Below are 24,129 nucleotides of genomic sequence, written 5' to 3' on the forward strand. Positions count from 1 at the left end.
CCTCAATGCTGCAAAAGGAAGGCATGTTCGCCGATCAGACGGCGGCGGAGCCATGCGGAAAACTGGTCGACGGCGATGATCGTCAGGAAGAGAAGCAGCACCAGCGCCAATGTCTTGGCGCCGAAACCGCGCGAAATCGCAAGTTTCAGCTCCTCGCCGATGCCGCCGCCGCCGACGGCGCCGATGATCGTGGAGGCACGAACGTTGATCTCCAGACGCAGCAGTGCGTAGGACATGAAATTCGGCAGCACCTGTGGCAGGGCGGCGAAGCGGACGCGCTCGCTCCAGCTCGCGCCGACGGCGCGCATGCCCTCGTCGGGCTTCATGTCGATATTCTCTACGACTTCGTAGAAGAGCTTGCCGAGCGCGCCGATCGTATGCAGGCCGACGGCGATGATCGCGGCGATGGGACCGATCGACAGGATCGCGGAAAATAGGCCGGCGATGACGATTTCCGGGAAGGCGCGCAGAAGCTCCATGATGCGCTTCGTTACCAGTCGGATCGGATTGGATGGCGACATGTTGCAGGCGGCGAAGAAGCTCAAGGGCACGGCGAAGACGACGCCGATGATGGTCGATACCAGGGCGACATTGATCGTGATGATCATCAGCTCGAAATATTCGGGGATGTAGAAATCGCCCCAGACATAGACGCGGCCAAGCGGGAAATTGAACTCCTCGCCGCCGGTGCCATTGGCCCCGTTCGGGCTCGGCAGGTCGAAGAGCGCGCGGTAGACGTCAGCCCAGTCCTTTGGAATGAGCCAGCTCAGGAAATCGAAGAGATGCGGCAGGCGGTCAAAGAAATGCCCGGCGTTGTTTTCATCGGCGAAGCGCACCGAGCTGACGAAGGCAACGAGCAGGATCACCAGACCGATGCCGGTGTAAAGACGGCGGCGAGCCACCATTTTGCTCCAGGCGTCGCCGATCTCCTTGGCGCTCTGCGGTGCGCTTTGCATGTTCGGGTGCGTATCGGCGATCGTCATGAAGTCCTGCCCTTGTGAATCGCAAAGGGGTGTGAATAGCAAAAGGGCGGCCGTTGCCGGCCGCCCCATTATCGGGATGCAGATCAGCCGCCGATGGCAGCCTTACGGACTTCGATAACGGCGTTGTAGAAATCCGGGGTAACCTTGACGTAGCCCTTGAAGTCGCCGCCTTCGATGGCGTTGAAGCACTTGGCGTCGGTGGTCGGCAGCTTCAAGAAGAAGTCGGCCAGCTTGGTCTGCCATTCTGTGCCGAGAGCGTTGCGAACGACGAGCGGGCCGTTCGGGATCAGCGGCGAGCGCCAGACTTCGACGAGCTTGTTCGGGTCGACGGTGCCCTTGTCGACGGCCTTGCGGAAGGTACCGGAGGTGAAGCCATCCTTGAAATTGCCGATGCCCGAGGAGTCGTCGACTGCAACGTCGACCTTGCCGTCGTAAGCGGCAAGCAAGTTGTTCTCATGGCCGCCGTTGAACTGGGTCGAGGCGAAGAACTTGTCGTTCGGGGCGCCGGTGGTCTTCGGAATCTGCGTCAGCGGAACGAGGTAGCCCGAGGTGGAGTCCGGATCGGCATAGCCGAGCTTTTTGCCCTTGGCGTCGGTGATCGTCTTGATGCCGGAGGACTTGAGAGCGAGGCCGATGGAGTAGTAGCCGGTCGCACCGTCGGTCTGCTGCGTGGTCAGGATCGGGGTAACGGCCTTCGGGTCCTTGATGGCGACGGCTGCATAGCCGGAAGCGCCGAGTTCTGCGAAGTCGAGCGTGCCGCCGAGCAGGCCCTGGATCACGCCGTTATAGTCTGCGGCCGGGAACAGCGAAACCTTCTCGAAGCCGAATTCCTTCTTCAGGTGGTCGGAAAGGCAGGCGTAGTTGCGCAGGCGGTCGGCTTCGTTTTCGCCGCCGAGAATGCCGACGCGGAATTCCTTGAGATCAGCTGCGTTGGCAGCAGCGCCGACTGCGAGCGCAACGAGCGCCGTAGCGGCAAAGAGTGCTTTCTTCAACATGGGTTCGTCTCCTGATTAACCGGTGTCCCCGGATGTCTTCGGTCTGATAGAAGAAATGCGCCCTTGACGCGGGCATTCGATCCCGGCCGTCCCCCTCAGAGACCGGCCAGCGCCAGCGGTTGCGGGCCGGCAGATTCTGTCGCCGCGGCTTGCACGGCCGGATCGGCAATGTTGATTGATGTCGACGTCATGGTCTCATCGATGCCAGCGCCGTCCTTGTCGGTGCCGTAGATTTCCTTGACGGCTGCTGCCGTCAGATCGCTCGGCTTGCCGTCGAAGACGACCTTGCCGCCTGCCATGCCGACGATGCGTTCGCAGTAGTTGCGCGCCGTATCCAGCGTGTGCAGGTTGGTGATGACGCTGATGCCTTCGCGCTCGTTGATATCTCGCAGCGCATCCATGACGATCTTGGCGTTCAGCGGATCGAGCGAGGCGATTGGCTCGTCGGCCAGCATCATCTTCGGCTGCTGCATCAGGGCGCGGGCGATGGCGACGCGTTGCTGCTGGCCGCCGGAAAGCGTGCCGGCCATCTGCAGGGCCGTCTGCTCGATGCCGAGGCGCTCCAGCGCCGCAATAGCTTGGATGCGCTCCTCGCGGGTGAAGACGGAGAGAAGGCTCAGCACCGTCGAACGATGGTTGAGGCGGCCGAGCATGACATTGGTGAGCACGTCGAGGCGCGGCACGAGGTTGAACTGCTGGAAGATCATGGCGCAGTCGCGGTGCCAGCTGCGCAATGCACGGCCGCTGAGCTTTGAGACCTCGGTACCGGCGAAATGGATGGAACCGGAGCTGGGATCGGAGAGGCGATTGATCATGCGCAGCAGCGTCGACTTGCCGGCGCCGGAACGGCCGATGACGCCGACCATCTGTCCCTGCGGAATGTCCAAAGTCACGGAATCGACAGCGAGCTTGTTGCCAAACCGGCGCGAGACATTCCTGAGTTCGAACATAGTGCTTCCCTTTCGCGGCTGCCGGGCTGCAGAAATTTCAGCGGTACCGGTGCTAAGAATGGGCGCGTGCCTCTGTCTCCAAAGGAGTTCGAAGGGGCTGGCGCCGACCACAAGGCAACCGATTAGTCCCGCTTCATGAAGCTCCAATGTCAGTTTTATGTAACTGCTGTTACAATTCCCGGCGATTTTGCAAAATTAGCCGGCTGAGGGCTTTCCTTGGAGTTTAGCCGTCAAACATACCTGTCGGCAGACCGTCCATGCTGAAGCTGTTCTTCTCGCGCCGGTATTCCTCAATGCCGTCGGTACCCTTGGCTTTCGCCCATTGATCAAGGCTCGGCCTCTCGCCTTCATAGGTGAAAAGCGGCACGCCGAAACCGCAGGACGTTTGTACGAGATCGAAGTCCAGCCATACGATCTGCCGCGCCCCGAGCGGCTCTTCGTCCGCATAGTGAGCGTGCAGCAATTCCCGATATTCGGCGGACGAGCGATGGATGATCCGGCCGCGGCCATAGAGGCGCAGGATCATCGGCGGCCCTTCGACGGCGCAGAACATGATGGTCAGCCGCCCGTCGGCCTTCATATGCGCAGCGGTCTCGTTGCCGCTGCCGGTGCGGTCGAGATAGATAGCCGTGTTAGGGGATATGATGCGCAGGCACAGCGTCTCGCGGGGCGAAACATTGACACGGGACTCCGATGTCGCGGACGCCGTGAAGAATATATGTTGCCGCGCGATGAAATCGCGCAGCCGGTCGTCGATGCTGGAAAATTGCTTCGCCATGGAAACTCCTCTCGATCCCGTCCTTGCAAGGATCATCTGAAAGCTGGATCGCTTGTCACCGCCTCGCAAGCCCGATGAGGGTCGAAAGCGTCCTCAGGCGGCGTAGCGATCCAGGAAATCTTCCGCAGACAGGGCGCGGAAGTCGGCAAGCGCTGTGCGCAGGCGGTCGTGATCCCAATCCCACCAGGCAAGCCTATCCATGCGCGCGCCGACCTCGGGCGTGAAGCGCTCGCGGATCAGCTTGGCCGGCACGCCGCCGACGATCGTATAGGGCGCGACATCCTTGGAGACGACCGCGCCGGCCCCGATCACGGCACCATTGCCGACCGTCACACCCGGCAAGATGGTGGCGCCATGGCCGATCCACACGTCATGGCCGATGACGACCCGGTTGTCGCGCCGCCAGGTGAAGAAATCCGTCTCCATATCGGCGTCAGGCCAGTAATCGGCGGCGCGATAGGTGAAGTGATGCAGCGTGGCGCGCCATGTCGGATGGTTTGTGGCATTGATGCGCACGGCGGCGGCGATGTTGACGAACTTGCCGATCGTCGCGCACCAGACCGCGCCATCCTGCATGATATAGGAATAGTCGCCCATCTCGACTTCATCGATGCGGCAGCGGTCGGAGACTTCGGTATAGCGGCCGAGCGTCGAATTGTTGACGCTCGCCGAAGGGCTGATGAAGGGCGTCTCGCCCAATTTGCGGCTCATGCGGCGGCCTTCCGCGGCGAGAATTGCGAGACGTCGAGAACGCGGCTGCCGACGGCCTCGCGCACTTCTTCATCGTGGAAGATGCCGAGAAGGGCGACGCCGGCCTGCTTCTTCTGTTCGATCATATCGACGACGACGGCCCGGTTGCGGGCATCGAGCGATGCCGTGGGCTCATCGAGCAGCAGGATGGCGTGATCGGTGATGAAGCCGCGCGCAATGTTGACGCGCTGCTGCTCGCCGCCGGAGAAGGTGGCAGGCGGCAACTGCCAGAGTTCCTTCGGCAGGTTCAGCTGCGCCAGGAGCTCGGCTGCCCTATCCCGGGCCTCGCTCAAGGTCACGCCGCGTGCCAGCAATGGCTCGGCGACGACGTCGATGGCAGCAACGCGCGGCACGGTGCGCAGGAACTGGCTGACATAGCCCATGGTCTGGCGGCGGACGTCGAGCACGGTGCGCGGATCGGCGGTGGCGAGATCGACGATCCTGTCCCGGTGAGTGACCAGGATCTGGCCGCTGTCGACGGCATAGTTGCCATAGATCATCTTCAGCAACGAGCTCTTGCCGATGCCGGACGGTCCGCCGAGCACGACGCATTCGCCCGCGGCGACGGAGAAGGAGACATCGGCAACGACGGGCAGGCGAATGCCGTCGCGCAGATGCATGGTGAAGCTTTTGAAGACTTCGGAAACGACGAGTGGGGTTGCCATGTTTCTTCCTCAGACCTGCAGGATCGAAGAGACCAGCAGTTGCGTATAGGGTTCGCGCGGATCGTCGAGAACGCGGTCGGTGAGACCGTGCTCGATCACCTGGCCGTCCTTCATCACCATCATGCGATGCGACAGGAGGCGGGCGACGGCAAGATCGTGGGTTACGATGATTGCCGAAAGCCCGAGATCGTTGACGAGACCACGGACCAGGTCGAGCAGACGGGCCTGCACGGACACGTCGAGGCCGCCGGTCGGTTCGTCCATGAAGACGAGGCGGGGACCGGTTACAAGGTTGCGGGCGATCTGCAGGCGCTGGCGCATACCGCCGGAGAAGGCGCGCGGCTGGTCGTCGATGCGGTCGGCATCGATCTCGACCCGCTCCAGCCAGTCGATAGCCGTGTTGCGGATGTTGCCGTAGTGACGGTTGCCGATCGCCATCAGCCGCTCGCCGACATTGGCACCGGCCGAAACCGTCATGCGCAAGCCATCGGCCGGGTTCTGATGCACGAAGCCCCAGTCGGTGCGCATCAGGAAGCGGCGCTCGGCCTCGTTCATGCGGAAGAGATCGCGATAGGTCTCGTCGCGCATGTGGTATTCGACACTGCCCGTCGTCGGCAGTAGCCGCGTCGAGATGCAGTTGAGCAGCGTCGTCTTGCCGGAGCCGGATTCGCCGACGATGGCGAGCACTTCGCCGGGCCAGAGTTCGAAGGACACATCGCGGCAACCGATGCGGCTGCCGTAGAATTTCGAGACGTCCTTGACCTTGAGAAGGGGTGAGTCACTCATTCGGCAGCCTCCTTGCTAGCCGGCAATCCATCGGGCGCAAGCATAGACCCGGCATGGCCGTGGGCGCGGCGATCCTCGCAGAAATCGGTATCCGAGCAGACGAACATGCGCCCACCCTTGTCGTCGAGGATCACCTCGTCGAGATAGACCTGCTCCGCCCCGCAAAGCGCGCAGGGCTTGTCGAAGCGCTGCACTTCGAAGGGATGGTCCTCGAAATCCAGGCTGACGACTTCGGTATAGGGCGGCACGGCATAGATGCGCTTTTCGCGGCCGGCGCCAAACAGCTGCAGCGCGTCCGACAGATGCATTTTCGGATTGTCGAACTTCGGCGTCGGCGATGGGTCCATGACGTAGCGGCCGGCGACCTTGACCGGATAGGCGTAGGTCGTGGCAATGCGTCCGTTGCGGGCGATATCCTCATAGAGCTTCACGTGCATGAGGCCGTATTCCTCGAGTGCATGCATCTTACGCGTCTCGGTCTCGCGCGGCTCCAGGAAGCGTAAGGGTTCCGGGATCGGCACCTGGTAAACCAGCACCTGGTTCGGCCCGAGCTTGGCTTCCGGAATGCGGTGGCGCGTCTGGATGATGGTCGCCTCTTCCGTGCGGGTTGTCACGGCGACATTGGCGACCTTCTGGAAGAAGGCGCGGATGGAGACGGCGTTCGTCGTGTCGTCGGCCCCCTGGTCGATGACCTTCAGAACATCCTGCGGGCCGATGATCGCCGCCGTCAGCTGCACGCCACCGGTGCCCCAGCCATAGGGCATCGGCATTTCGCGCGAGGCGAAGGGCACCTGATAGCCAGGAATGGCGATCGCCTTCAGGATGGCGCGGCGGATCATCCGCTTGGTCTGCTCGTCGAGATAGGCGAAATTGTAGGTGGCGAGTTCGGTCATTCGGCTGCCTCCGTCATGGGTTCCATGCCGCGGTCGCGAGCCGCTTCGAAGTCGCGGCGCATGCGCCGCACCAGGTCGAGCTCGGCCTGGAAGTCGACATAATGCGGCAGCTTCAGATGTTCGACGAAGCCCGTCGCCTGCACATTGTCGGAGTGGGAAATGACGAATTCCTCGTCCTGAGCCGGCGCAACGATGTCTTCGCCGAGTTCCTCTGCCCGCAGGGCGCGATCGACCAGCGACATGGCCATCGCCTTGCGCTCGCTCTGGCCGAAGACCAGGCCGTAGCCGCGGGTAAACTGCGGCGGTGCCTTGGCCGAACCCCTGAACTGGTTGACCATCTGGCATTCGGTCACCTGGATGCGGCCGAGCGAGACGGCAAAGCCGAGTTCCGGCACCTCGAATTCCACTTCCACTTCGCCGATGCGGATTTCGCCGGTGAAGGGGTGGGTGCGGCCATAACCGCGCTGCGTCGAATAGCCGAGCGCCAGCAGAAAGCCTTCGTCGCCGCGGGCGAGCGCCTGCAGGCGAAGGTCGCGGGTCATCGGGAACTCTAGCGGCTCGCGCGTCAGGTCGCCGATCTCGTGATCGATGGGCATGGTGCCGTCGCCTTCGATCAGCCCCTCCTGGCCGAGGATTTCCGAGACGCGCATCACGCGGCCATCTTCCACCGGCCGCTGCATCGGCTCGTCGACAGGTTCATCGGTCAAAAGGCTCGGGTCGAGCAGGCGATGCGTATAATCGAAAGTCGGGCCGAGAAGCTGGCCGCCCGGCAAGTCCTTGTAGGTCGCGGAGATGCGGCGCTCGATCTTCATTGCTGATGTGTCGAGCGGCTGGGAATAACCGAAGCGCGGCAGAGTGGTGCGGTAGGCTCTGAGCAGGAAGATCGCCTCGATCATGTCGCCCCGTGCCTGGCGAACGGCAAGCGCGGCCAGCGTGCGGTCATAAAGCGAGCCCTCGGCCATGACGCGATCGACGGCGAGCCCCAGCTGCGCCACGATCTGGTCGATGCCGACTGCCGGCAGCGAGCGGTCGCCGCGGCGACGGTCGGCCAGCAGCCGGTGAGCATTGGCGATGGCGGCTTCGCCGCCCTTAACGGCAACATACATATGTCACAACTCCGTTGCGGTGATCTTGGTGGTGCGCGGCAGGCAGAGGAATTGCCGGTCCGCCGTCAGGATGAGATCGACGCCGCGCGGGAAGAGCGCGCGATTGTCGTTCCAGATGCGCAGCAACGCGTCCGGCAGCCCAACCGGGCCGATCATGGTCACATCCTTGATGCCAGGCCCCGAAAGCGCCAGTTCCTTGCCGCCCTCCAGGCTTTGGACTTCCAGAACGATCGTGGTCGACCGATCGGGATATTCCTGGGTGCCGATGCCGAACTGGCTGAAGGAGGAAAGCGCCATGCCGGCTTCGATGAAGGCGAACTGCGCCTCCAGCCGATCCGAAATGACGGGCGCTCCGGTGTGGAAGCCGAGCCATTCCGGCAGGCTTGATCTTGCCAGGCTGTTGGAGAGCCAGACAGGCGTGTCGTGATCACAAAGGGTGAGGCCGATGGCGCCAGCGGCAACACCGAGTGGAGCGGGCGGCGCGACGTCAGCCTCAACGGTCTGCAGGGTGCCCGGACGTGCCATGGCGTCCATTGCCTTCTTGAAGACACTCTGGGCATCGAAAACCGGATCGATGAAGCCGCCGGTCAGGGCTTCGTTGCCGAAGGTTGGGGTGCTGGAAAGGCTCATCAATCTTCTCCGCGAACCATGGTGAAGAAATCGACGCGGGTTGCCGCCGTCTCTTCCGCGCGCTTGCGATCATAGTTTTCGATACGTTCGGTCACGGGCTGCAGAATTGCCCTTTCGACGAACTCCTTCGTGGCCGACTGCTGCCAGAGGGCATCGAAGATGGCCGAAAGCCGGACCTTTTCCCGATCCGTGCCGAGCGCGTGAGCGTGCCCGATTGTATTGGATGCCAGCCTGACGGTGGCGCGTGTCACCGTGACTTCACCGAGGTTAAAGGGGGAGCCACCGCCGCCGATGCGGCCGCGCACCATGACGAGCCCTGTCTCCGGTCCGCGCACCGGCTGTACCGTCGGCTTGCTCGGCAATGCTTCCCAGGCCGCCTCGAGCTCGTCGCGCTCGGCCTGCGCCAAGAGATCGGCGACGCGCTTGCGTTCCCGACGCTCCTGAGCGGCCGCTTCCTGCCTTTGTGCTGAATTCATCGCGCCTTCCTCTAAATGTCTATTGATATAGACAACCATACAAGATAGTTTTATATCTATTAGCGAGTCGTGACAAGCGTGTGACAGGGCGAGTGGGCGAAATGGCAGGGCAGAAGATCCAGAGGCAAACGGGCGTGGCGCTCTGGCGGCAGATCGCCGACCGGATTCGGACCTCGATCAACCACGGCGACTTCGACCAGACGGGCATGGTGCCGCCGGAAACGGTGCTGGCACTGCAGTTCGGCGTCAACAGGCACACGATCAGGAGCGCGCTCGCGGCACTAGCGCAGGAAGGGATTGTCCGCGCCGTGCAAGGACGCGGCACGCTGATTGAGCGCAAGGAGCGACTGAGCTTCCCGATTTCAAGGCGCACGCGATTTTCGCAAGGGATCGGCGACCAGGTACGTGAGACCCGCAGCGTGCTGCTTGCATCGGGCGAAGAGGCCGCGAGTATCGAATTGGCCCGGCAGCTCAAGATCAAGACGGGTACGCCGCTGATCCGGCTGGAAACGCTCGGCCAGGCGGATCATCGTCCGGTATCGCGCGCCACCAGCTGGTTCCCGGCGGATCGTTTTGGCGATATCGCTGAGAACTATCGGGCGACGGGATCGATCACTAAGGCATTCAAGGAGCTTGGCGTGCCCGATTACGTTCGCGTCGTCACCGAGATCACCGCAACGCATGCCGATGAAGGCGATCTCACCGATCTGCAATTATCCCCCGGCGCCATCGTATTGGTTGCCCAGGCGCTCAATGCGGATCTCGACAATATCCCCGTGCAATATTCGATTTCCCGCTTCGCCGCCGACAGGGTGCGCTTCACCGTCGAGAACTGATGCCGCACTAGGGAATCGGCTGAAAATCGTTTGGCGGCCATTGCTGTGCGGCATGCAGAATGCGGATTATGCGCACCGTTTCATCAGCAAGATCATAAACCAGCAGATAGTTTCTGTGCACGACGAGTTCGCGTGTCCGGATACGCGGCCGGGTCGGCCCGTCATTGGATGGGTCATGAGTTGTTTCGACCGTTTGGCGAAGAGTTCGTCCAGCGCGATTGCCGCAGAGGCGTTCTCAGCCTCGATATAAATATAGATGGCGCGTCGATCAGCCCGTGCTTCGGGAGTCCACGCAAGTTTCACGAAGAACGCCCGCTGAGTTTGCGGCGTGTTTCTTCTCGCAAGGCGGCAAATTCAGCATCTATATTGTCGTCAGGAATGAGATTGCCGGCGTTGGCTGAAGCAAGACCGGCCTGAACCTGCTGGCGAAACCATGTGTCATATTCAGCGGCATCTTGCTGGCGCCGCACATAATCGCGCATGAAAGCCCGAAGCAACTGCGCACCGGTTTGATCATGCGCTTTCGCAGCCTCGCTGAAAGCCGCCTTCAACTCTTCTTCAACTCGGAAGGTAAATGTCGCGTCGGTCATGTCAGTCCGTGTGTTACATACGCAGTGCAGTGTAACACTTATTGCGGCATTTCCCACCCCTCATCTCAGGCATATGAGGGGTGGTTTCCGTTCAACAGCTCAATGCGCGCCGGACATGTCGCCGAGGACTTCCTTCGAGGCGACGGTGGAATCGGCCTTGAGCTTGTAGACCATGGGTACGCCGGTCGCGAGGTTCAGCTCCAGGATCTGCGCCTTGCTCAGGCGGTCGAGAACCATGACGAGCGAGCGCAGCGAGTTGCCGTGAGCGGCCACCAGCACGTTCTGGCCGGCGAGCACGCGCGGCAGGATTTCTGTGAGGTAATAGGGCCAGACGCGTGCACCGGTATCGCGCAGGCTTTCGCCGCCGGGCGGCGGAACGTCGTAGGAGCGGCGCCAGATGTGAACCTGCTCTTCGCCCCACTTGGCGCGGGCGTCGTCCTTGTTGAGACCGGAGAGATCGCCGTAGTCGCGCTCGTTCAGCGCCTGATCCTTGATGGTTTCGAGGCCGGGCTGGCCGATTTCATCGAGGATGATCTTCAGCGTGTGCTGGGCGCGCGTCAGCGCGGAGGTAAAGGCGATGTCGTACTTGATGCCGTAGTCGGCCAAAGCCTTGCCGCCGGTCTTGGCCTCTTCGATGCCAAGCGCGGTCAGATCCGGGTCCTTCCAGCCGGTAAAGAGATTCTTCAGATTCCAGTCGCTCTGGCCGTGGCGAACGAGAACGAGAGTGCCGCTCATAAATTTCTCCTTAATGAAGCAATTCCAGGAAAAGTGTGTAGCGGTTTTCCGTCCGGAATTGCGAGACAACAAAAGGCTGGAGCGGATCGGCAGTTCCATGCCGATCCGCTCCAGGATCGGATCAACGTGTGGAAAGCCCGAGAACATCGAGCATGGAATAGAAGCCGGGTTTCTTGTCGCGTGCCCAGAGTGCTGCCTGCAGCGCCCCGCGCGCAAACAGCGAGCGGTCGCCGGCATTGTGCGACAGCGTCAGCCGCTCCCCCTCGCTGGCGAAGATGACGGAGTGATCGCCGACCACGCCGCCGCCACGCAAGGTCGCAAAGCCGATCGAGCCTGCCGGGCGCGGGCCGGTATGGCCGTCGCGCACGCGAACGGAATTGTCGTTGAGATCGACGCCACGGCCCTTCGCCGCTGCCTGGCCGAGCAGGAGTGCCGTGCCTGAGGGCGCATCGACCTTGTGGCGGTGATGCATCTCCAGCACTTCGATATCCCAATCGTTCGAAGGCAGCGCCCGCGCCGCCTGCTCGACAAGCACACTCAAAAGGTTGATGCCGAGGCCCATATTGCCCGACTTGACGATGCGGGCATGCCGTGCAGCAGCCTTGAACTTCGACTCGTCTTCGTCCGAACATCCGGTCGTGCCGATGATGTGCACGATGCGCGCCTGGGCGGCGAGACCGGCGAAGGTGATGCTGGTTGCCGGCGTCGTGAAATCGATGACGCCTTCGGCATGCAGGAAGGCGGCAAGCGGATCGTCGGTGACGGGAACGCCGATCGGCCCGAGCCCGGCGATCTCGCCGGCATCCTTGCCGATGAAGGCGGAGCCGGGGCGGGCGACGGCGGCGTGCAGGGTTACGCCCTCGGTTGCGTGGATGATCCGGATGAGAGCCTGTCCCATGCGGCCCGCCGCGCCCACCACCACCAGCTTCATCGCATCGTCGCTCATGTCGTCTCTATCGTCTATTTGCGGGAACTGCTCGAAATCGCCGGTAGCTGCAGGTTGTTGAGCCGAGCGTAGAGGCCATTGTCTGATGTCGCAAGCGTCTCATGGTTGCCCTCTTCGACAACCCGGCCGTTCTGCATGACGACGATCTTCTCGGCGCGGACAACCGTCGACAGGCGGTGCGCGATGACGACGACCGTACGGCCGCTCATCGCTTCTTCCAGCGCCTTCTGGACAGCTGCTTCGGATTCCGTGTCGAGTGCCGAGGTCGCCTCATCCAAAAGCAGGATCGGCGCGTTGCGCACCAGCGCGCGGGCGATCGACAAGCGCTGGCGCTGGCCGCCGGACAGCGTCACACCATTTTCGCCGACCGGTGTGTCATAGCCCATCGGCTGCGCCTCGATGAAATCATGGGCATAGGCAAGGCGCGCTGCTTCCTCGATCTCGGCATCCGTTGCGTTCGGACGGCCGTAGCGGATATTGTCGCGGATCGTGCCTTCGAAGAGATAGGGCTGCTGCGAAACATAGGCGAGCTGTTCCCGCAGCGACTGTTTCGTTACATGCGCGATATCCTGCCCGTCGATGAAGATGCTGCCGGCCTTCGGATCATAGAAGCGCGGGATGAGGTTGATGACGGTGGACTTGCCGGCGCCGGAAGGGCCGACCAGCGCCGTCGTCTGTCCGCCCTCGGCCGTGAAGTTGACACCGGAAAGCACGGATTCGTCGCCATAGGCAAAATGAACGTCGCGGAACTCGATGCGGGCCTCGGTCACGCTGAGCGGCTTGGCATCCGGCAGGTCGCGCTGGCGCGGCTCCATGTCGAGCAGCTCGTAGATCATCCGCGCATTGACGACCGCGCGCTCCAGCTGCACCTGCAGCTTGGCGAGGCGGCGGGCCGGATCATAGGCGAGCAGCAGCGAAGTGGCGAAGGAGAAGAATACGCCCGGCGAAACATTGTCGTAGATCGACCGGTAGGCGGCATAGGCGAAAAGACTGGCGATCGCGAAGCCGGCGACCGTTTCGATCAGCGGTCCGTTGCGCTCCGAAAGACGGGCGATGCGGTTCTGCCGGTGCTCGGCGGCGGTGATCAGCTTGTTGATCTTGCGCTCGAGCTCTTCTTCCATCGTGAAGGCCTTGACGATGGAAACGCCTTGAATGGTCTCCTGCATCGCACCGAGCACATGGCTGTTCAGGACCACCGCATCGCGTGTGGCCGCGCGCAGGCGCTTGGAAATATAGCGCAGCGCGAAGAAGAGCGGCGGCGCGATGACGACGAACGCAATGCTAAGCACCGGATCCTGGAAGACCATGACGCAGAGCAGGGCGACGAAGGTCAGAAGGTCGCGCGCCGTCGACGTGATCGTCAGGTTCATGACATCACGGATGCCCGAGACGTTCTGGCTGATGCGGGCAGCGAGCTGCGCGGAGCGAGCTTCGCTGAAGAAGCCGACCGACAGCGTCATCAGATGCGAATAAAGGCGGCGCTGATAGCGGGCGATGATGTTGTTGCCGATCTTCGACAGGATGACCGACTGAAAATATCCCGCAAAACCGCGCACCACGAAAACGAGGAAGATGCTGAAGCAGATTTTCCAGGCATCGACGATATCGCGGGCGATAAAGGCGCTGTCGATGACCGATTTGACGATGTAACCGATGTAAGCGGTCGAAAGCGCAACGAGGGTAAGACAGGTAATCGCGATGGCGTAGCCGCGAATGTGATCGCGGCCGTTCTCGGCGATAATACGCTTCAGCATGCCGGTAATGGCTTCGCTGTCGACGCTTTTGCTTTTCGGGTCAGGCAATTTCAATAATCGGCTTCCTGTCTTGAACCAAGCGAGCCGCATTTGGCACGTGCTTCCGCGGCTCTATTAAAGAGTTAGCACGGCTTTGGCTAGACATGGTCTGCCGGGCTGGTTAAGGCCGATCACGGAGCCGGGCCCATTATAGAGAAAGCCGGCGCCTTCAAAAAGGCATGGCACACAGGGTTTCAGCGCGCCATGCTCTACCTGGCAATCCGGTTAACGCCGCCAGCGACGGCCCTCCGTGGCGAGGCCGAAGCTCTTGGGCTTGCGGGCGTAGGTCGCAAGGCCCGAAAGCGCCGCCAGCGGATTGATGACCACATGGGTCGGAATCGTCTTCATCATTTCCGTGTGTGGCGCCTTGTCCTCGAAGGCGGCGCGGAACTCCGGCTTCTGCAGCGCCGGCAGGATCTTTTGCGGAATGCCGCCGGAGAGATAGACGCCGCCGCGCGCCATGAAGACCATGGCGATATCGCCGGCGACGCGTCCGAGATAGGTGACGAACAGCGTCAGCGTCTCCTCCGCCTGCGCATTGGTGCCGGCAAGGGCGTGGTTGGTGATGTCGGCCGGTTCCTTCAGGCTCGGCGCGATGCCGTCAGCTGCGCAGATGGCATGATAAAGGTTCTGCAGGCCGCGGCCGCAGATCACCTGCTCGGCCGAGATGCGGCCTTCGATGGGCTCCAGATGCGGCCAGATCTGCAGGTCGCGTTCCGTGCGCGGCCCGAGATCGATATGGCCGCCTTCGCCCGGCACAGGCACCCATTGATGCTGGGTATGGACCAGGGCGCCCACGCCAAGCCCGGTGCCCGGTCCGAGTACGACACGCGATGCGGTCTTGGTTCCGGATGCTTCACCGATGGTCTGGCGATGCTCGTCGGAAATCTCGGCGATCGCCAGCGCCTGCGCCTCGAAATCGTTGATGACGAGCACGTCCTCGATGCCGAGATTGGCGATCATCGTCTTCGGACGGATCACCCAGTCGCAATTTGTGAGCGGAATTTCATCGCCTTGGACAGGGCCGGCCATGGCGAGGATTGCGGCGCGGGGCCGTGTCTTCGTCTTTTCGAGGATCAGCTTGATCGCATCGTCGATCGTCTCGAAATTCGCCGTCTGCACGACCGGAAAATGCTCCGGCTCGGAGCCTGCATCGACAAGGATCGAGAAACGCGCATTGGTCCCACCAATATCGCCGATCAGAATGGGAAACGGCGGGGGGGCATCGCTGTGATTGAGCTCGGGCATGGACAGGTCCGTGTCTGCCGCCGGCAAGGCGGATTAATGGTTCAGTGTTTTGATCAGCCGCTCGGCGGTGGATTCGTTGAGTGCCATCGGAATGTCGTAGAGAACGGCAAGCCGCGTCAATGCCTTCACATCGACGTCGTGCGGCAGGGGCGTGAGGGGATCGATGAAGAAGATGAGCATGTCGATCTCGCCGGTGGCGATGAGAGCGCCGATCTGCTGATCGCCGCCAAGCGGCCCGCTTTTCAGGCGGGTGACCTTGAGGTCGGGGCAGGCATCAAGCACTCGGCCGCCCGTCGTGCCGGTCGCAACGATTTTCCAATCGGCAAGAGCTGCCTGGTTGCGCCGTGCGAACTCCGCCATCGCATCTTTTTTCTGATCATGCGCGATCAGGGCGATGCATTTGCTGCCGGCCATGAAATCCTTGCTCCACCCAGTGCTTTCAATCGATTTATCCGCCTTCTATACCAAGGAGGCCTGTTTTAAAAGGCTGAACCGGCAAGGAGGTTTCCGGCCTCATTGCTGCGGGATTTGGCCGGGCGGCGTGTCGCCGGAAACAGATCCGGAGGCAGGCCCAGAGACAGGTAACGCGTTCGTTTCCGCCGCTGCATCGGCAGCTTTGGCGCCAAAGGTTGCGGCGCGAGCCGATGCGACCGATGGTGCCGCCACTATGGCCTGGCAGGCTTTGGGCAGATCGGAAACCATGACCTCGCGCGGCTTGACCGGAGGTTTCGTGCTCGGCTTCGGCTTCGCCCACGGCTCGGGACCGAACCACCAGGCGAGCGGCTTGTCGCAGCCGTCGCCCGCGGCGACCGGCGCCTGCCCTGTGCAGCCGACGGAGCCGGCTGGGCAACGGAGGCGGATATGGAAATGCGAGTCATGCCCGTATTCCGGCCGCAGCTTGCTGAGATTAGTGCGATCGCCCGTCCAGGTCTCGCACATCTTCTTCTTGATCGCCGGGTTGACGAAGATGCGCTCGACTTCGGGATAGCTCGCCGCCCGCATGAGCAGGCGGGCATGCGCCTGCGTCCAGACCTTGTCGTTGATCGTCAGGAACTTGTCCTTGGCGAGCATCGTGGTGAAGGGCAGGGTTTCGCGCTCTTCCGCCGTCATCTTGTGCCGTGGCATCGGCGTCAGCCAGACGTCGGCATCGAGGCCGATCTGATGCGAGGCATGGCCGTTTGCCATCGGGCCGCCGCGCGGCTGCGAGATATCGCCGACGAGCAGGCCCGGCCAGCCGTCATTCCTGGCCGCATCGCGCGACAGCCGCTCGAGCAGACCGATCATTTCAGGCCGGCCCCAGCGGCGATTGCGCGACAGGCGCATCGCCTGCCAGGTCGGACCGTCCGCGGGCAGCGCGACCGCGCCGGCAAGGCAGCCCTTGGCATAGAAACCGATCGATTGCGGCGGTCCCTGCGTCGGCAGTGTCACAGCTCCGAAGACGGCCTTGGCGCTGCCGGGCGAGGGGGGTGCCTGCTGCGCCAGCGCATCGCCGGCGATAAGACCCATTCCAATCATTGTCGCGAAAGAGACTTTGCCGATTGTTGGAAGGGAGCGAGCCAGAAGTGAAATCATGCATATCCTTGAGCGGCGGTCGGCGTTATCCAAAGTGATTTGGGCCGAAGTGATTTGCCCCGAGATTATCCTGAAAAGCAATGGAAGTTAATCCGCGGCATGGCCGGCGGCCGACAAGCGACCGCCTTCTCATGACTGCACTAAGGCTTCGGACCGATCAGTTCGCCAGGATTTCCGCCGTCTTGCGGATGCGCGACAGCCGCGGCAGCACTTTCGTGCAGGCGAAATCCTGCATCTCCTGCGAAAGGGTCGTTACGGCATCTTCCGCGACGATCACGGCATAATTTGCGGCATAGCCGTCGCGTACGGTCGCTTCCACGCCGAAATTGGTGGCGACTCCCGTCACGATCAAAGTGTTGATGCCGCGGCGGCGAAGCTGCAGATCGAGTTCCGTGCCGTAGAAGGCGCTCCATTGACGCTTGACGATGGCCACATCCGGCGTCAGCGCCGCCATCTCGGCAGGCGCTTCCAACGCGGCCGGCGGCAAACCTCCTGGGGGAAGCGTGAAGCTTTCGTCAGTCGGCTGATTGACAGCGTCGGCATAGTCTGCGGAAAATCCGACCGTTACAAAAACGGTCGTTCCGCCATCGGCTTTCAGCCTGTTTGCGATGGCAACCGTATTGGCGACGATCTGCTGGGCAGGATGGGGCGCGAGCGGTCTGCTAAGAACGAGGCCCTGCAAGTCGATGGAAATAAGAGCGGTGGTCTTGGGATCGTAAAGCGGCATCTGGAGCTCCGAAAGAAATATGAGGCTATCCTCACAATGAAAAATATGAGGGAAGCCTCACAAAAATCAAGTGAAGCATTGAAGACACGAACGCCGAAGCGGCAGCGCGGCCATGAGCGCGTCGTCATATTGCTGGAGGCGGCCGCAAAGGTTTTCGCGCGTAAGGGCTACGACGCAGCAACGATGACGGAGATTGCGGCCGAGGCGCATTCTTCCATAGGCTCGCTCTATCAGTTCTTTCCGACCAAGCCCTTGCTGGCCGAAGCGCTGCATATCGAACGCCTGGAGCGATTGAAAGCCGGGCTTCGGGACATGGCGGAACGGAGCACCGGCCTTTCCGCAGCCGATAGCGGCGAGGCGATCTTCGATGCGCTCAGCGCCTTCATGGATGAATATCCGGAGTTTTCGGTGCTGGCCGGTCGCCGCGATATTCCGAAGGAGCGCAAGGCGCGCTCACGGGCGGAGCTGAAGGAACTGATCGCCGGCGTTCTGCGGCGGGCGCAGCCGCCGATATCGGACGATATCGCGCTGATGTCGGGCATCGTACTCGAACTGCTGCGCATCGTCGTTGCCGTCGCCGCCGAGCCTGATGCCGCCGAGGACCGCCGCGTCGCCGGCGAATTGCGGCTGATGCTGCGCAAACGTCTTGAAGAAGCTGCGGCAAAGGGCTGATTCTTGGAGATGGTCTTCGGCGTCTTTGCAAAGAGATGAGTTGTTGCGTCCTGCTTTTTGCCCTCATTTGCCTTATGCTGATTCTCGGAAAACATCAGGAGATCATGAATGGCATTGTCGCGGTTGAAAGCAGGCTTGGTCGTTTCTCTTCTTTGCCTGCTGGCAATGCCTCTATCCTCGCAAGCCGAAGAGCCGCAATTCCGCATCGGTACGGCCATTCTCGGCGACCTGAAATATCAGCCCGGCTTCAAGCATTTCGACTATGTCAATCCGGATGCGCCGAAGGGCGGTGAGGTGAAGCTGTCTGCCAGCGGCACGTTCGATACCCTCAATCCGGTGCTATCGAAGGGCAATATCGTCGATGGTACCGAACTGATCTACGATACGCTGCTGAAGAAGGCCGATGATGAGGCCAATTCCTCCTACGGCCTGCTTGCCGAGGGCGTTTCCTATCCCGATGACGTCTCGAGCGCCACCTTCCGGCTGCGTGCCGAGGCAAAGTGGGCCGATGGAACACCGGTGACGCCCGAGGATGTCATCTTCAGCTTCGAGAAAACCAAAGAACTCAATCTATTGGTGACAGGATATTACACCCATGTCGTGAGCGCCGAAAAGACAGGCGAGCGCGACGTTACCTTCCACTTCGATGAGAAAGGTAACCGCGAGCTGCCCTCGATCCTGGGTCAGCTTACGATCCTGCCAAAACATTGGTGGGAAGCAAATGGCCCTGATGGCAAGCCCCGCGATATCTCGCGCACCACACTTGAGCCGGTCATGGGATCAGGTCCCTACAAGATCGCATCAATGCAACCGGGGTCCTCGATCCGCTATGAACTGCGTGATGATTACTGGGGCAAAAACCTGCCGGTCAATATCGGCGAGAACAATTTCGGCGCGATAAACTATGTCTATTTTTCCGATTATGACGTCGCCTTCGAGGCGTTTCGCAGCGGCGTCATCGATTACTGGCAGGACAATTCGACAAGCCATTGGGTGACCGGATACGATTTTCCGGCCGCCAAGGATGGGCGCATCAAGCGTGAGGAATTGCCCAACACACTGCGCTCGGTCGGCGTCATGCAGGCGCTCGTTCCCAATATGCGCCGCGAACAGTTCAAGGACGAACGTGTGCGCGAGGCGCTGAACTACGCTTACGATTTCGAGGAACTGAATCGGACCCTTTCCTTTGGCAAGTTGACGCGCGTCGACAGCTTCTTTTTCGGTACGAAATTCGCTTCCTCTGGCCTGCCGCAAGGGGAGGAGCTCAATGTCCTGAATAGTGTCAAGGACAAGGTACCTGCCGAGGTCTTTACCACGCCTTATGCCAATCCGGTCGCCGGCGATCCGCAGAAGGCGCGCGATAATTTCCGTAAGGCGATTGCCCTGTTCAAGGAGGCCGGCTGGGTCCTCAAGGGCAATAAGATGGTGAACGCGCAGACCGGTCAGCCGTTTTCGCTGGAGCTCCTCTTGAACAATCCTTCACTGGAAAGGTCGGTGCTGCCGTATATTCAGAATCTGAAGCGCATCGGCATCGATGCCAGCATCAGGACTGTCGATCCCTCGCAGTACGTCAACCGCGTTCGCAGCTTCGATTACGATATGATCTGGGTCGTCTGGGCGGAGACGTTGAATCCCGGCAACGAGCAGCTTGATTTCTGGGGTTCGGCCGCCGCCGGCCGCCAGGGATCCCGCAACTATGCGGGTATTTCCGATCCGGGCGTCGACGCGCTTATTCAGAAGGTGATCTTCGCAAAGGACGTGGCGGAAAAGGAAGCGACGGTCAAAGCGCTCGATCGTGTACTGCTTGCCCATCATTATGTCCTGCCGACCTTCTACGGGACGACGACACGAATCGCTTACTGGGACAAGTTCGAGCATCTGCCCGAATTGCCCTATTATTCGATCGGCTTCCCCGAAGTCTGGTGGTCGAAAGGCGTCGGAAAGTGAGCTTCTCTTGCCATAAGGGGCCCGCTGGCTCCAAATGCTCAGGGCTGATTCGGATAGTTTCAAGCTGATATGACTGCGCCGGTCTCGATCCGGCGGAAGGGAATGTGATTTGATCGACAGTTGGATTGAGGCAAGGCGGAGCATACCCCTCTTTGAGGGAGCGGCGGGCTGATGGGCGCCTATATCCTGCGACGCCTCCTGCTGATGATCCCGACCATCGTCGGCATCATGGCCATTTCCTTCACCATCGTGCAGTTTGCGCCCGGCGGTCCGGTCGAACAGGTCATCGCGCAGCTGACCGGGCAGGGCGACAATGCCACCGGCCGCCTGTCCGGCGGCACCGATATGCTGGCTCAGCAATCCCTAGATGACAGCAACTCGAAATATCGCGGCGCGCAGGGTCTTGATCCGGAACTGATCGCCAAGCTCGACAAGCAGTTCGGCTTCGACAAGCCGCCGCTCGAGCGCTTCGGCCAGATGATGTGGAATTATATCCGCTTCGACTTCGGCGAGAGCTTCTTCCGCAACACCACGGTCATCGATCTTATCGGCCAGAAGCTGCCGGTATCGATCTCGCTCGGCATCTGGATCCTGATCTTCTCCTACGCCATCTCCATCCCGCTCGGCATTCGCAAGGCGGTGCAGGACGGCTCGACCTTCGATGTCTGGACGTCGGGCATCATCATCATCGGCTATGCGGTCCCGAGCTTCCTGTTCGGCATCATGCTGATCGTGCTGTTTGCCGGCGGATCCTTCTTCGACTGGTTCCCCCTGCGCGGCCTCGTTTCGGATAATTTCGCCGACCTCAGCTGGTGGCAGAAGATCCTCGACTATCTCTGGCATCTGGTGCTGCCGCTGATTTCGCTCTCGCTCGCCGCCTTTGCCACCACGACGCTGCTCACCAAGAATTCCTTCATTGAAGAGATTAAGAAGCAATATGTCATCACCGCCCGCGCCAAGGGTCTTTCCGAGCGGCGCGTGCTCTATGGCCATGTCTTCCGCAACGCCATGCTCATCGTCATTGCCGGCTTCCCCGGCGCTTTCATCTCCGCCTTCTTCACCGGCTCGCTTTTGATCGAGAATATCTTCTCGCTCGATGGCTTGGGGCGCCTGAGCTATCTCTCCGTTGTCCAGCGCGACTATCCGGTGGTGTTTGCCACGCTCTTCATCTTTTCGCTGCTTGGCCTCGTCGTCAGCCTTATCTCCGACCTGATCTACACCTGGATCGATCCGCGCATCGACTTCGAGCGGAGGGAGGTGTGATGGACGCGACCAATCAGCAGACGTTATCGACTACGGTGAAGCCGCCACGTAAGGGACTGTTCTCGCCGACCAACCTGCGCCGCTGGGAGAATTTCAAGGCCAACCGCCGCGGCTACTGGTCGCTCTGGATCTTCCTCGTTCTGTTCGTCCTCAGCCTTGGAGCCGAGTTCATCACGAATGACCGGCCGATCCTCGTCTCCTACAAGGGCGAGATCCTGACGCCGGTCTTTGTCGATTATCCGGAAGAAAAATTCGGCGGCTTCCTGGCGCAGACGGATTACCGCGCCCAGGATATCCAGGACGAGATCAATGCCAATGGCTGGATGATCTGGCCACCGATCCACTATTCCTATCAGACCGCCAATTCCAACCTGCCGAAGGGATTGTCGGCGCCGACGCCGCCATTCTGGGCGATGAGCAAGGAGACGCGCTGTTCGGGCTATCCCGGCGGTGTTGCCGACCCGAACTGCAACTGGAGCAATTTCAACTGGCTCGGCACCGATGACCAGGCGCGTGATGTGCTCGCCCGCCTGATCTACGGCTTCCGCATCTCGGTGCTGTTTGGACTCGCCCTCACCATCTGCTCGGCCGTCGTCGGCGTCTGCGCCGGCGCGATACAGGGCTATTTCGGCGGCTGGACCGATCTTCTGATGCAGCGTTTCATCGAAATCTGGTCGTCCATGCCGGTGCTCTATATCCTGCTGATCATCGCTTCGGTGCTGCCGCCGGGCTTCTTCATCCTGCTCGGGATTTTGCTCTTGTTTTCCTGGGTGGGGCTCGTCGGCGTCGTGCGCGCCGAATTCCTCAGAGCGCGCAATTTCGAATATGTGCGCGCCGCCCGCGCGCTCGGCGTCAACAACCGCACCATCATGTATCGCCACCTGCTGCCGAACGCGATGGTCGCGACGCTGACCTTCGTTCCCTTCATCCTGTCGGGCTCGATCACCACCCTGACCTCGCTGGATTTCTTAGGTTTCGGCATGCCGCCGGGCTCGCCGTCGCTCGGTGAGATGATCGCTCAGGGCAAATCCAATCTGCAGGCTCCCTGGCTGGGGCTCTCGGCCTTCTTCACCATGTCGATCATGCTGTCGCTGCTGATTTTCATCGGCGAGGCCGTGCGCGACGCCTTCGATCCGAGGAAAACGTTCCGATGAGCGAAAACTACACTCCGTTGCTGTCAGTCCGCAATCTCTCTGTCGCCTTTCATCAGGGCGGGCAGACATCGACCGCGGTCGATGGCGTTTCCTTCGATATCGCCAAGGGCGAAGTCTTGGCGCTGGTCGGCGAATCCGGCTCCGGCAAGTCGGTTTCGGCCAATTCGATCCTGAAGCTCTTGCCCTATCCGGCCGCAAGCCACCCTTCCGGCGAAATCCTGTTCAAGGGCAAGGACCTGCTGAAGGCATCCGACAACGAGCTGCGCGCCGTGCGCGGCAACGACATCACGATGATCTTCCAGGAGCCGATGACCTCGCTCAATCCGCTCCACTCGATCGAAAAGCAGATCAGCGAGATCCTGGCCTTACATCAGGGCATGACCGGCGAGGCTGCCCGCAACCGCACGCTGGAGCTTTTGAACCAGGTCGGCATCCGCGAACCGGAAAAGCGCCTAAAGGCCTATCCGCATGAACTATCGGGTGGTCAGCGTCAGCGCGTGATGATCGCCATGGCGCTTGCCAATCGTCCCGAACTGCTGATCGCCGACGAGCCGACGACGGCGCTCGACGTGACCGTGCAGGCGCAGATCCTCGAACTGCTGCGCGACCTCAAGGGCACGCACGGCATGTCGATGCTGTTCATCACCCACGATCTCGGCATCGTCCGCAAGTTCGCCGACCGTGTCTGCGTGATGACCAAGGGGCGTATCGTCGAGACCGGCACGGTGGAGGAGGTTTTCACCAATCCGCAGCATGACTATACCCGCCATCTGCTGGCCGCCGAGCCGCGCGGCGAGCCGCCGGCGAGCGATGCGAACAAGCCTGTCGTCATGGAAGGCAGCGATGTCCGTGTGTGGTTCCCGATCAAGGCGGGCTTCATGCGCAAGGTCGTCGATCATGTGAAGGCGGTCGACGGCATCGATCTGAAGCTCAGGGCCGGCCAGACGCTCGGCGTCGTCGGCGAATCTGGCTCGGGCAAGACGACGCTCGGTCTGGCGCTCGCCCGGCTTATTTCCTCCAAAGGACGCATCGCCTTCGTCGGCAAGGATATAGCCGGCTATTCGTTCCGGGAAATGCGGCCGCTGCGCAACCAGCTGCAGGTGGTTTTTCAGGATCCTTATGGATCGTTGAGCCCGCGCATGTCGGTCGGCGAGATCATCGCCGAGGGGTTGAAGGTGCATGAGCGATCGCTTTCGGCCGATGAGCGCGACAAGCGCGTCTGCTGGGCGCTGGAGGAAGTAGGCCTCGACCCTTCCACCCGCTGGCGTTTCCCGCATGAATTTTCCGGCGGCCAGCGCCAGCGCATTGCAATCGCTCGCGCCATGGTGCTCAAGCCGCGTTTCGTCATGCTGGACGAGCCAACCTCGGCGCTCGATATGAGCGTGCAGGCACAGGTCGTGGATTTGCTGCGCGACCTGCAGAAGAAGCATGATCTTGCCTATCTCTTCATCAGCCACGACCTGAAGGTGGTGAAGGCGCTCGCCAACGAACTGATCGTCATGCGCTTCGGCAAGGTCGTCGAGCAGGGCGCATCCACCGATATTTTCCGGGCGCCGAAAGAGGACTACACCAGGGCGCTGCTTGCCGCCGCCTTCAATATCGAAGCGGTGCCGACCGCCGCCATCCAGCAATAG

The 24,129-nt window shown here is 61.3% G+C and carries 25 protein-coding genes and 1 pseudogene; 6 read left to right on the forward strand and 20 right to left on the reverse strand.

What is annotated here, in order from left to right:
• Positions 1 to 2 precede the first annotated feature (2 nt).
• The 11 genes from phnE to phnG form a co-directional block, all read right to left on the reverse strand.
• Positions 3 to 983 (reverse strand): phosphonate ABC transporter, permease protein PhnE, encoded by a 981-nt coding sequence (phnE, locus tag DQ393_RS11015; RefSeq protein WP_112341819.1) that lies wholly within the window; start codon positions 981 to 983, stop codon positions 3 to 5.
• An 83-nt stretch (positions 984 to 1,066) separates the two neighbouring features.
• The gene (gene phnD / locus DQ393_RS11020) at positions 1,067 to 1,978 is read right to left on the reverse strand and encodes a phosphonate ABC transporter substrate-binding protein (RefSeq protein WP_112341820.1); all 912 of its coding nucleotides are present in this window, start codon (positions 1,976 to 1,978) and stop codon (positions 1,067 to 1,069) included.
• 95 nt (positions 1,979 to 2,073) lie between these two features.
• The gene (phnC, locus tag DQ393_RS11025) at positions 2,074 to 2,928 is read right to left on the reverse strand and encodes a phosphonate ABC transporter ATP-binding protein (protein ID WP_112341821.1); all 855 of its coding nucleotides are present in this window, start codon (positions 2,926 to 2,928) and stop codon (positions 2,074 to 2,076) included.
• Between the two features lie 223 nt (positions 2,929 to 3,151).
• Positions 3,152 to 3,706 carry a pyridoxamine 5'-phosphate oxidase family protein gene (locus DQ393_RS11030; RefSeq protein ID WP_112341822.1) on the reverse strand — a complete coding sequence of 185 codons (555 nt, stop codon included), beginning with the start codon at positions 3,704 to 3,706 and terminating at the stop codon, positions 3,152 to 3,154.
• A gap of 93 nt (positions 3,707 to 3,799) precedes the next feature.
• The gene (locus DQ393_RS11035) at positions 3,800 to 4,417 is read right to left on the reverse strand and encodes a DapH/DapD/GlmU-related protein (RefSeq protein WP_112341823.1); all 618 of its coding nucleotides are present in this window, start codon (positions 4,415 to 4,417) and stop codon (positions 3,800 to 3,802) included.
• The gene (gene phnL / locus DQ393_RS11040; protein ID WP_112341824.1) at positions 4,414 to 5,121 is read right to left on the reverse strand and encodes a phosphonate C-P lyase system protein PhnL; all 708 of its coding nucleotides are present in this window, start codon (positions 5,119 to 5,121) and stop codon (positions 4,414 to 4,416) included. Before phnL ends, DQ393_RS11035 begins: the two co-directional genes overlap by 4 nt.
• A 9-nt stretch (positions 5,122 to 5,130) precedes the next feature.
• Positions 5,131 to 5,907, reverse strand: coding sequence for a phosphonate C-P lyase system protein PhnK (phnK, locus tag DQ393_RS11045; protein WP_015338361.1), 777 nt, complete (start codon positions 5,905 to 5,907; stop codon positions 5,131 to 5,133).
• Positions 5,904 to 6,800: an alpha-D-ribose 1-methylphosphonate 5-phosphate C-P-lyase PhnJ gene (locus tag DQ393_RS11050; protein ID WP_112341825.1), complete on the reverse strand. Its 897-nt coding sequence runs from the start codon at positions 6,798 to 6,800 to the stop codon at positions 5,904 to 5,906. Before DQ393_RS11050 ends, phnK begins: the two co-directional genes overlap by 4 nt.
• Positions 6,797 to 7,906 carry a carbon-phosphorus lyase complex subunit PhnI gene (locus DQ393_RS11055; protein ID WP_112341826.1) on the reverse strand — a complete coding sequence of 370 codons (1,110 nt, stop codon included), beginning with the start codon at positions 7,904 to 7,906 and terminating at the stop codon, positions 6,797 to 6,799. Before DQ393_RS11055 ends, DQ393_RS11050 begins: the two co-directional genes overlap by 4 nt.
• A gap of 3 nt (positions 7,907 to 7,909) precedes the next feature.
• The gene (gene phnH, locus DQ393_RS11060) at positions 7,910 to 8,536 is read right to left on the reverse strand and encodes a phosphonate C-P lyase system protein PhnH (RefSeq protein ID WP_112341827.1); all 627 of its coding nucleotides are present in this window, start codon (positions 8,534 to 8,536) and stop codon (positions 7,910 to 7,912) included.
• On the reverse strand, positions 8,536 to 9,012 hold the full coding sequence (gene phnG / locus DQ393_RS11065) for a phosphonate C-P lyase system protein PhnG (RefSeq protein WP_112341828.1): 477 nt from the start codon (positions 9,010 to 9,012) through the stop codon (positions 8,536 to 8,538). Before phnG ends, phnH begins: the two co-directional genes overlap by 1 nt.
• A 101-nt stretch (positions 9,013 to 9,113) precedes the next feature.
• On the opposite strand from phnG, the gene phnF reads away from it, so the two are divergent.
• Positions 9,114 to 9,848: a phosphonate metabolism transcriptional regulator PhnF gene (gene phnF, locus DQ393_RS11070; RefSeq protein WP_112341829.1), complete on the forward strand. Its 735-nt coding sequence runs from the start codon at positions 9,114 to 9,116 to the stop codon at positions 9,846 to 9,848.
• Positions 9,849 to 9,855: 7 nt separating this feature from the next.
• Here phnF and DQ393_RS11075 read toward each other — a convergent pair.
• From DQ393_RS11075 to DQ393_RS11115, 9 genes and pseudogenes are all read right to left on the reverse strand, one after another.
• Positions 9,856 to 10,151, reverse strand: a pseudogene (locus tag DQ393_RS11075) (type II toxin-antitoxin system RelE/ParE family toxin).
• Positions 10,148 to 10,438, reverse strand: a complete 291-nt coding sequence (locus tag DQ393_RS11080; RefSeq protein ID WP_112341830.1) for a CopG family ribbon-helix-helix protein — start codon at positions 10,436 to 10,438, stop codon at positions 10,148 to 10,150. The pseudogene DQ393_RS11075 and the gene DQ393_RS11080 overlap by 4 nt, the downstream one beginning before the upstream one ends.
• Before the next feature lie 99 nt (positions 10,439 to 10,537).
• Entirely contained in the window at positions 10,538 to 11,173 is a 636-nt protein-coding gene (locus DQ393_RS11085; protein WP_112341831.1) for a 2,3-bisphosphoglycerate-dependent phosphoglycerate mutase, read from the reverse strand.
• A 121-nt stretch (positions 11,174 to 11,294) separates the two neighbouring features.
• A complete protein-coding gene (gene dapB / locus DQ393_RS11090; RefSeq protein ID WP_112341832.1) occupies positions 11,295 to 12,119 on the reverse strand; it encodes a 4-hydroxy-tetrahydrodipicolinate reductase in 825 nt (274 codons plus the stop codon).
• Positions 12,120 to 12,133: 14 nt separating this feature from the next.
• The gene (locus DQ393_RS11095; RefSeq protein ID WP_432421999.1) at positions 12,134 to 13,873 is read right to left on the reverse strand and encodes an ABC transporter ATP-binding protein; all 1,740 of its coding nucleotides are present in this window, start codon (positions 13,871 to 13,873) and stop codon (positions 12,134 to 12,136) included.
• A gap of 264 nt (positions 13,874 to 14,137) precedes the next feature.
• The gene (locus tag DQ393_RS11100) at positions 14,138 to 15,160 is read right to left on the reverse strand and encodes a glucokinase (RefSeq protein ID WP_112341897.1); all 1,023 of its coding nucleotides are present in this window, start codon (positions 15,158 to 15,160) and stop codon (positions 14,138 to 14,140) included.
• A 33-nt stretch (positions 15,161 to 15,193) separates the two neighbouring features.
• Positions 15,194 to 15,574, reverse strand: coding sequence for a methylglyoxal synthase (locus DQ393_RS11105; protein ID WP_112341834.1), 381 nt, complete (start codon positions 15,572 to 15,574; stop codon positions 15,194 to 15,196).
• A gap of 99 nt (positions 15,575 to 15,673) precedes the next feature.
• A complete protein-coding gene (mepA, locus tag DQ393_RS11110) occupies positions 15,674 to 16,732 on the reverse strand; it encodes a penicillin-insensitive murein endopeptidase (protein WP_112341835.1) in 1,059 nt (352 codons plus the stop codon).
• Positions 16,733 to 16,889: 157 nt separating this feature from the next.
• The gene (locus DQ393_RS11115) at positions 16,890 to 17,459 is read right to left on the reverse strand and encodes an isochorismatase family protein (RefSeq protein WP_112341836.1); all 570 of its coding nucleotides are present in this window, start codon (positions 17,457 to 17,459) and stop codon (positions 16,890 to 16,892) included.
• A gap of 36 nt (positions 17,460 to 17,495) precedes the next feature.
• On the opposite strand from DQ393_RS11115, the gene DQ393_RS11120 reads away from it, so the two are divergent.
• The 5 genes from DQ393_RS11120 (at position 17,496) to DQ393_RS11140 (ending at position 24,129) form a co-directional block, all read left to right on the forward strand.
• Positions 17,496 to 18,131: a TetR/AcrR family transcriptional regulator gene (locus DQ393_RS11120; protein WP_112341837.1), complete on the forward strand. Its 636-nt coding sequence runs from the start codon at positions 17,496 to 17,498 to the stop codon at positions 18,129 to 18,131.
• A 108-nt stretch (positions 18,132 to 18,239) separates the two neighbouring features.
• Positions 18,240 to 20,078 carry an extracellular solute-binding protein gene (locus DQ393_RS11125; protein ID WP_112341838.1) on the forward strand — a complete coding sequence of 613 codons (1,839 nt, stop codon included), beginning with the start codon at positions 18,240 to 18,242 and terminating at the stop codon, positions 20,076 to 20,078.
• 171 nt (positions 20,079 to 20,249) lie between these two features.
• Complete coding sequence (locus DQ393_RS11130; protein ID WP_112341839.1) at positions 20,250 to 21,341, forward strand: microcin C ABC transporter permease YejB; 1,092 nt, start codon at positions 20,250 to 20,252, stop codon at positions 21,339 to 21,341.
• Positions 21,341 to 22,495: an ABC transporter permease gene (locus DQ393_RS11135; protein WP_112341840.1), complete on the forward strand. Its 1,155-nt coding sequence runs from the start codon at positions 21,341 to 21,343 to the stop codon at positions 22,493 to 22,495. The genes DQ393_RS11130 and DQ393_RS11135 overlap by 1 nt, the downstream gene beginning before the upstream one ends.
• Complete coding sequence (locus DQ393_RS11140) at positions 22,492 to 24,129, forward strand: ABC transporter ATP-binding protein (RefSeq protein ID WP_112341841.1); 1,638 nt, start codon at positions 22,492 to 22,494, stop codon at positions 24,127 to 24,129. Before DQ393_RS11135 ends, DQ393_RS11140 begins: the two co-directional genes overlap by 4 nt.

This window comes from Martinezella tropici (assembly GCF_003287875.1).
GTDB lineage: Bacteria > Pseudomonadota > Alphaproteobacteria > Rhizobiales > Rhizobiaceae > Rhizobium > Rhizobium tropici_C.

Excerpts from the sequence above, each read along its gene's own strand:
- phnE (WP_112341819.1), bottom strand. The coding sequence starts at position 983 with ATGACGATCGCCGATACGCACCCGAACATGCAAAGCGCACCGCAGAGC.
- phnD (WP_112341820.1), bottom strand. The coding sequence starts at position 1,978 with ATGTTGAAGAAAGCACTCTTTGCCGCTACGGCGCTCGTTGCGCTCGCA.
- phnC (WP_112341821.1), bottom strand. The coding sequence starts at position 2,928 with ATGTTCGAACTCAGGAATGTCTCGCGCCGGTTTGGCAACAAGCTCGCT.
- DQ393_RS11030 (WP_112341822.1), bottom strand. The coding sequence starts at position 3,706 with ATGGCGAAGCAATTTTCCAGCATCGACGACCGGCTGCGCGATTTCATC.
- DQ393_RS11035 (WP_112341823.1), bottom strand. The coding sequence starts at position 4,417 with ATGAGCCGCAAATTGGGCGAGACGCCCTTCATCAGCCCTTCGGCGAGC.
- phnL (WP_112341824.1), bottom strand. The coding sequence starts at position 5,121 with ATGGCAACCCCACTCGTCGTTTCCGAAGTCTTCAAAAGCTTCACCATG.
- phnK (WP_015338361.1), bottom strand. The coding sequence starts at position 5,907 with ATGAGTGACTCACCCCTTCTCAAGGTCAAGGACGTCTCGAAATTCTAC.
- DQ393_RS11050 (WP_112341825.1), bottom strand. The coding sequence starts at position 6,800 with ATGACCGAACTCGCCACCTACAATTTCGCCTATCTCGACGAGCAGACC.
- DQ393_RS11055 (WP_112341826.1), bottom strand. The coding sequence starts at position 7,906 with ATGTATGTTGCCGTTAAGGGCGGCGAAGCCGCCATCGCCAATGCTCAC.
- phnH (WP_112341827.1), bottom strand. The coding sequence starts at position 8,536 with ATGAGCCTTTCCAGCACCCCAACCTTCGGCAACGAAGCCCTGACCGGC.
- phnG (WP_112341828.1), bottom strand. The coding sequence starts at position 9,012 with ATGAATTCAGCACAAAGGCAGGAAGCGGCCGCTCAGGAGCGTCGGGAA.
- phnF (WP_112341829.1), top strand. The coding sequence starts at position 9,114 with ATGGCAGGGCAGAAGATCCAGAGGCAAACGGGCGTGGCGCTCTGGCGG.
- DQ393_RS11080 (WP_112341830.1), bottom strand. The coding sequence starts at position 10,438 with ATGACCGACGCGACATTTACCTTCCGAGTTGAAGAAGAGTTGAAGGCG.
- DQ393_RS11085 (WP_112341831.1), bottom strand. The coding sequence starts at position 11,173 with ATGAGCGGCACTCTCGTTCTCGTTCGCCACGGCCAGAGCGACTGGAAT.
- dapB (WP_112341832.1), bottom strand. The coding sequence starts at position 12,119 with ATGAGCGACGATGCGATGAAGCTGGTGGTGGTGGGCGCGGCGGGCCGC.
- DQ393_RS11095 (WP_432421999.1), bottom strand. The coding sequence starts at position 13,873 with ATGCTGAAGCGTATTATCGCCGAGAACGGCCGCGATCACATTCGCGGC.
- DQ393_RS11100 (WP_112341897.1), bottom strand. The coding sequence starts at position 15,160 with ATGCCCGAGCTCAATCACAGCGATGCCCCCCCGCCGTTTCCCATTCTG.
- DQ393_RS11105 (WP_112341834.1), bottom strand. The coding sequence starts at position 15,574 with ATGGCCGGCAGCAAATGCATCGCCCTGATCGCGCATGATCAGAAAAAA.
- mepA (WP_112341835.1), bottom strand. The coding sequence starts at position 16,732 with ATGATTTCACTTCTGGCTCGCTCCCTTCCAACAATCGGCAAAGTCTCT.
- DQ393_RS11115 (WP_112341836.1), bottom strand. The coding sequence starts at position 17,459 with ATGCCGCTTTACGATCCCAAGACCACCGCTCTTATTTCCATCGACTTG.
- DQ393_RS11120 (WP_112341837.1), top strand. The coding sequence starts at position 17,496 with ATGAAAAATATGAGGGAAGCCTCACAAAAATCAAGTGAAGCATTGAAG.
- DQ393_RS11125 (WP_112341838.1), top strand. The coding sequence starts at position 18,240 with ATGGCATTGTCGCGGTTGAAAGCAGGCTTGGTCGTTTCTCTTCTTTGC.
- DQ393_RS11130 (WP_112341839.1), top strand. The coding sequence starts at position 20,250 with ATGGGCGCCTATATCCTGCGACGCCTCCTGCTGATGATCCCGACCATC.
- DQ393_RS11135 (WP_112341840.1), top strand. The coding sequence starts at position 21,341 with ATGGACGCGACCAATCAGCAGACGTTATCGACTACGGTGAAGCCGCCA.
- DQ393_RS11140 (WP_112341841.1), top strand. The coding sequence starts at position 22,492 with ATGAGCGAAAACTACACTCCGTTGCTGTCAGTCCGCAATCTCTCTGTC.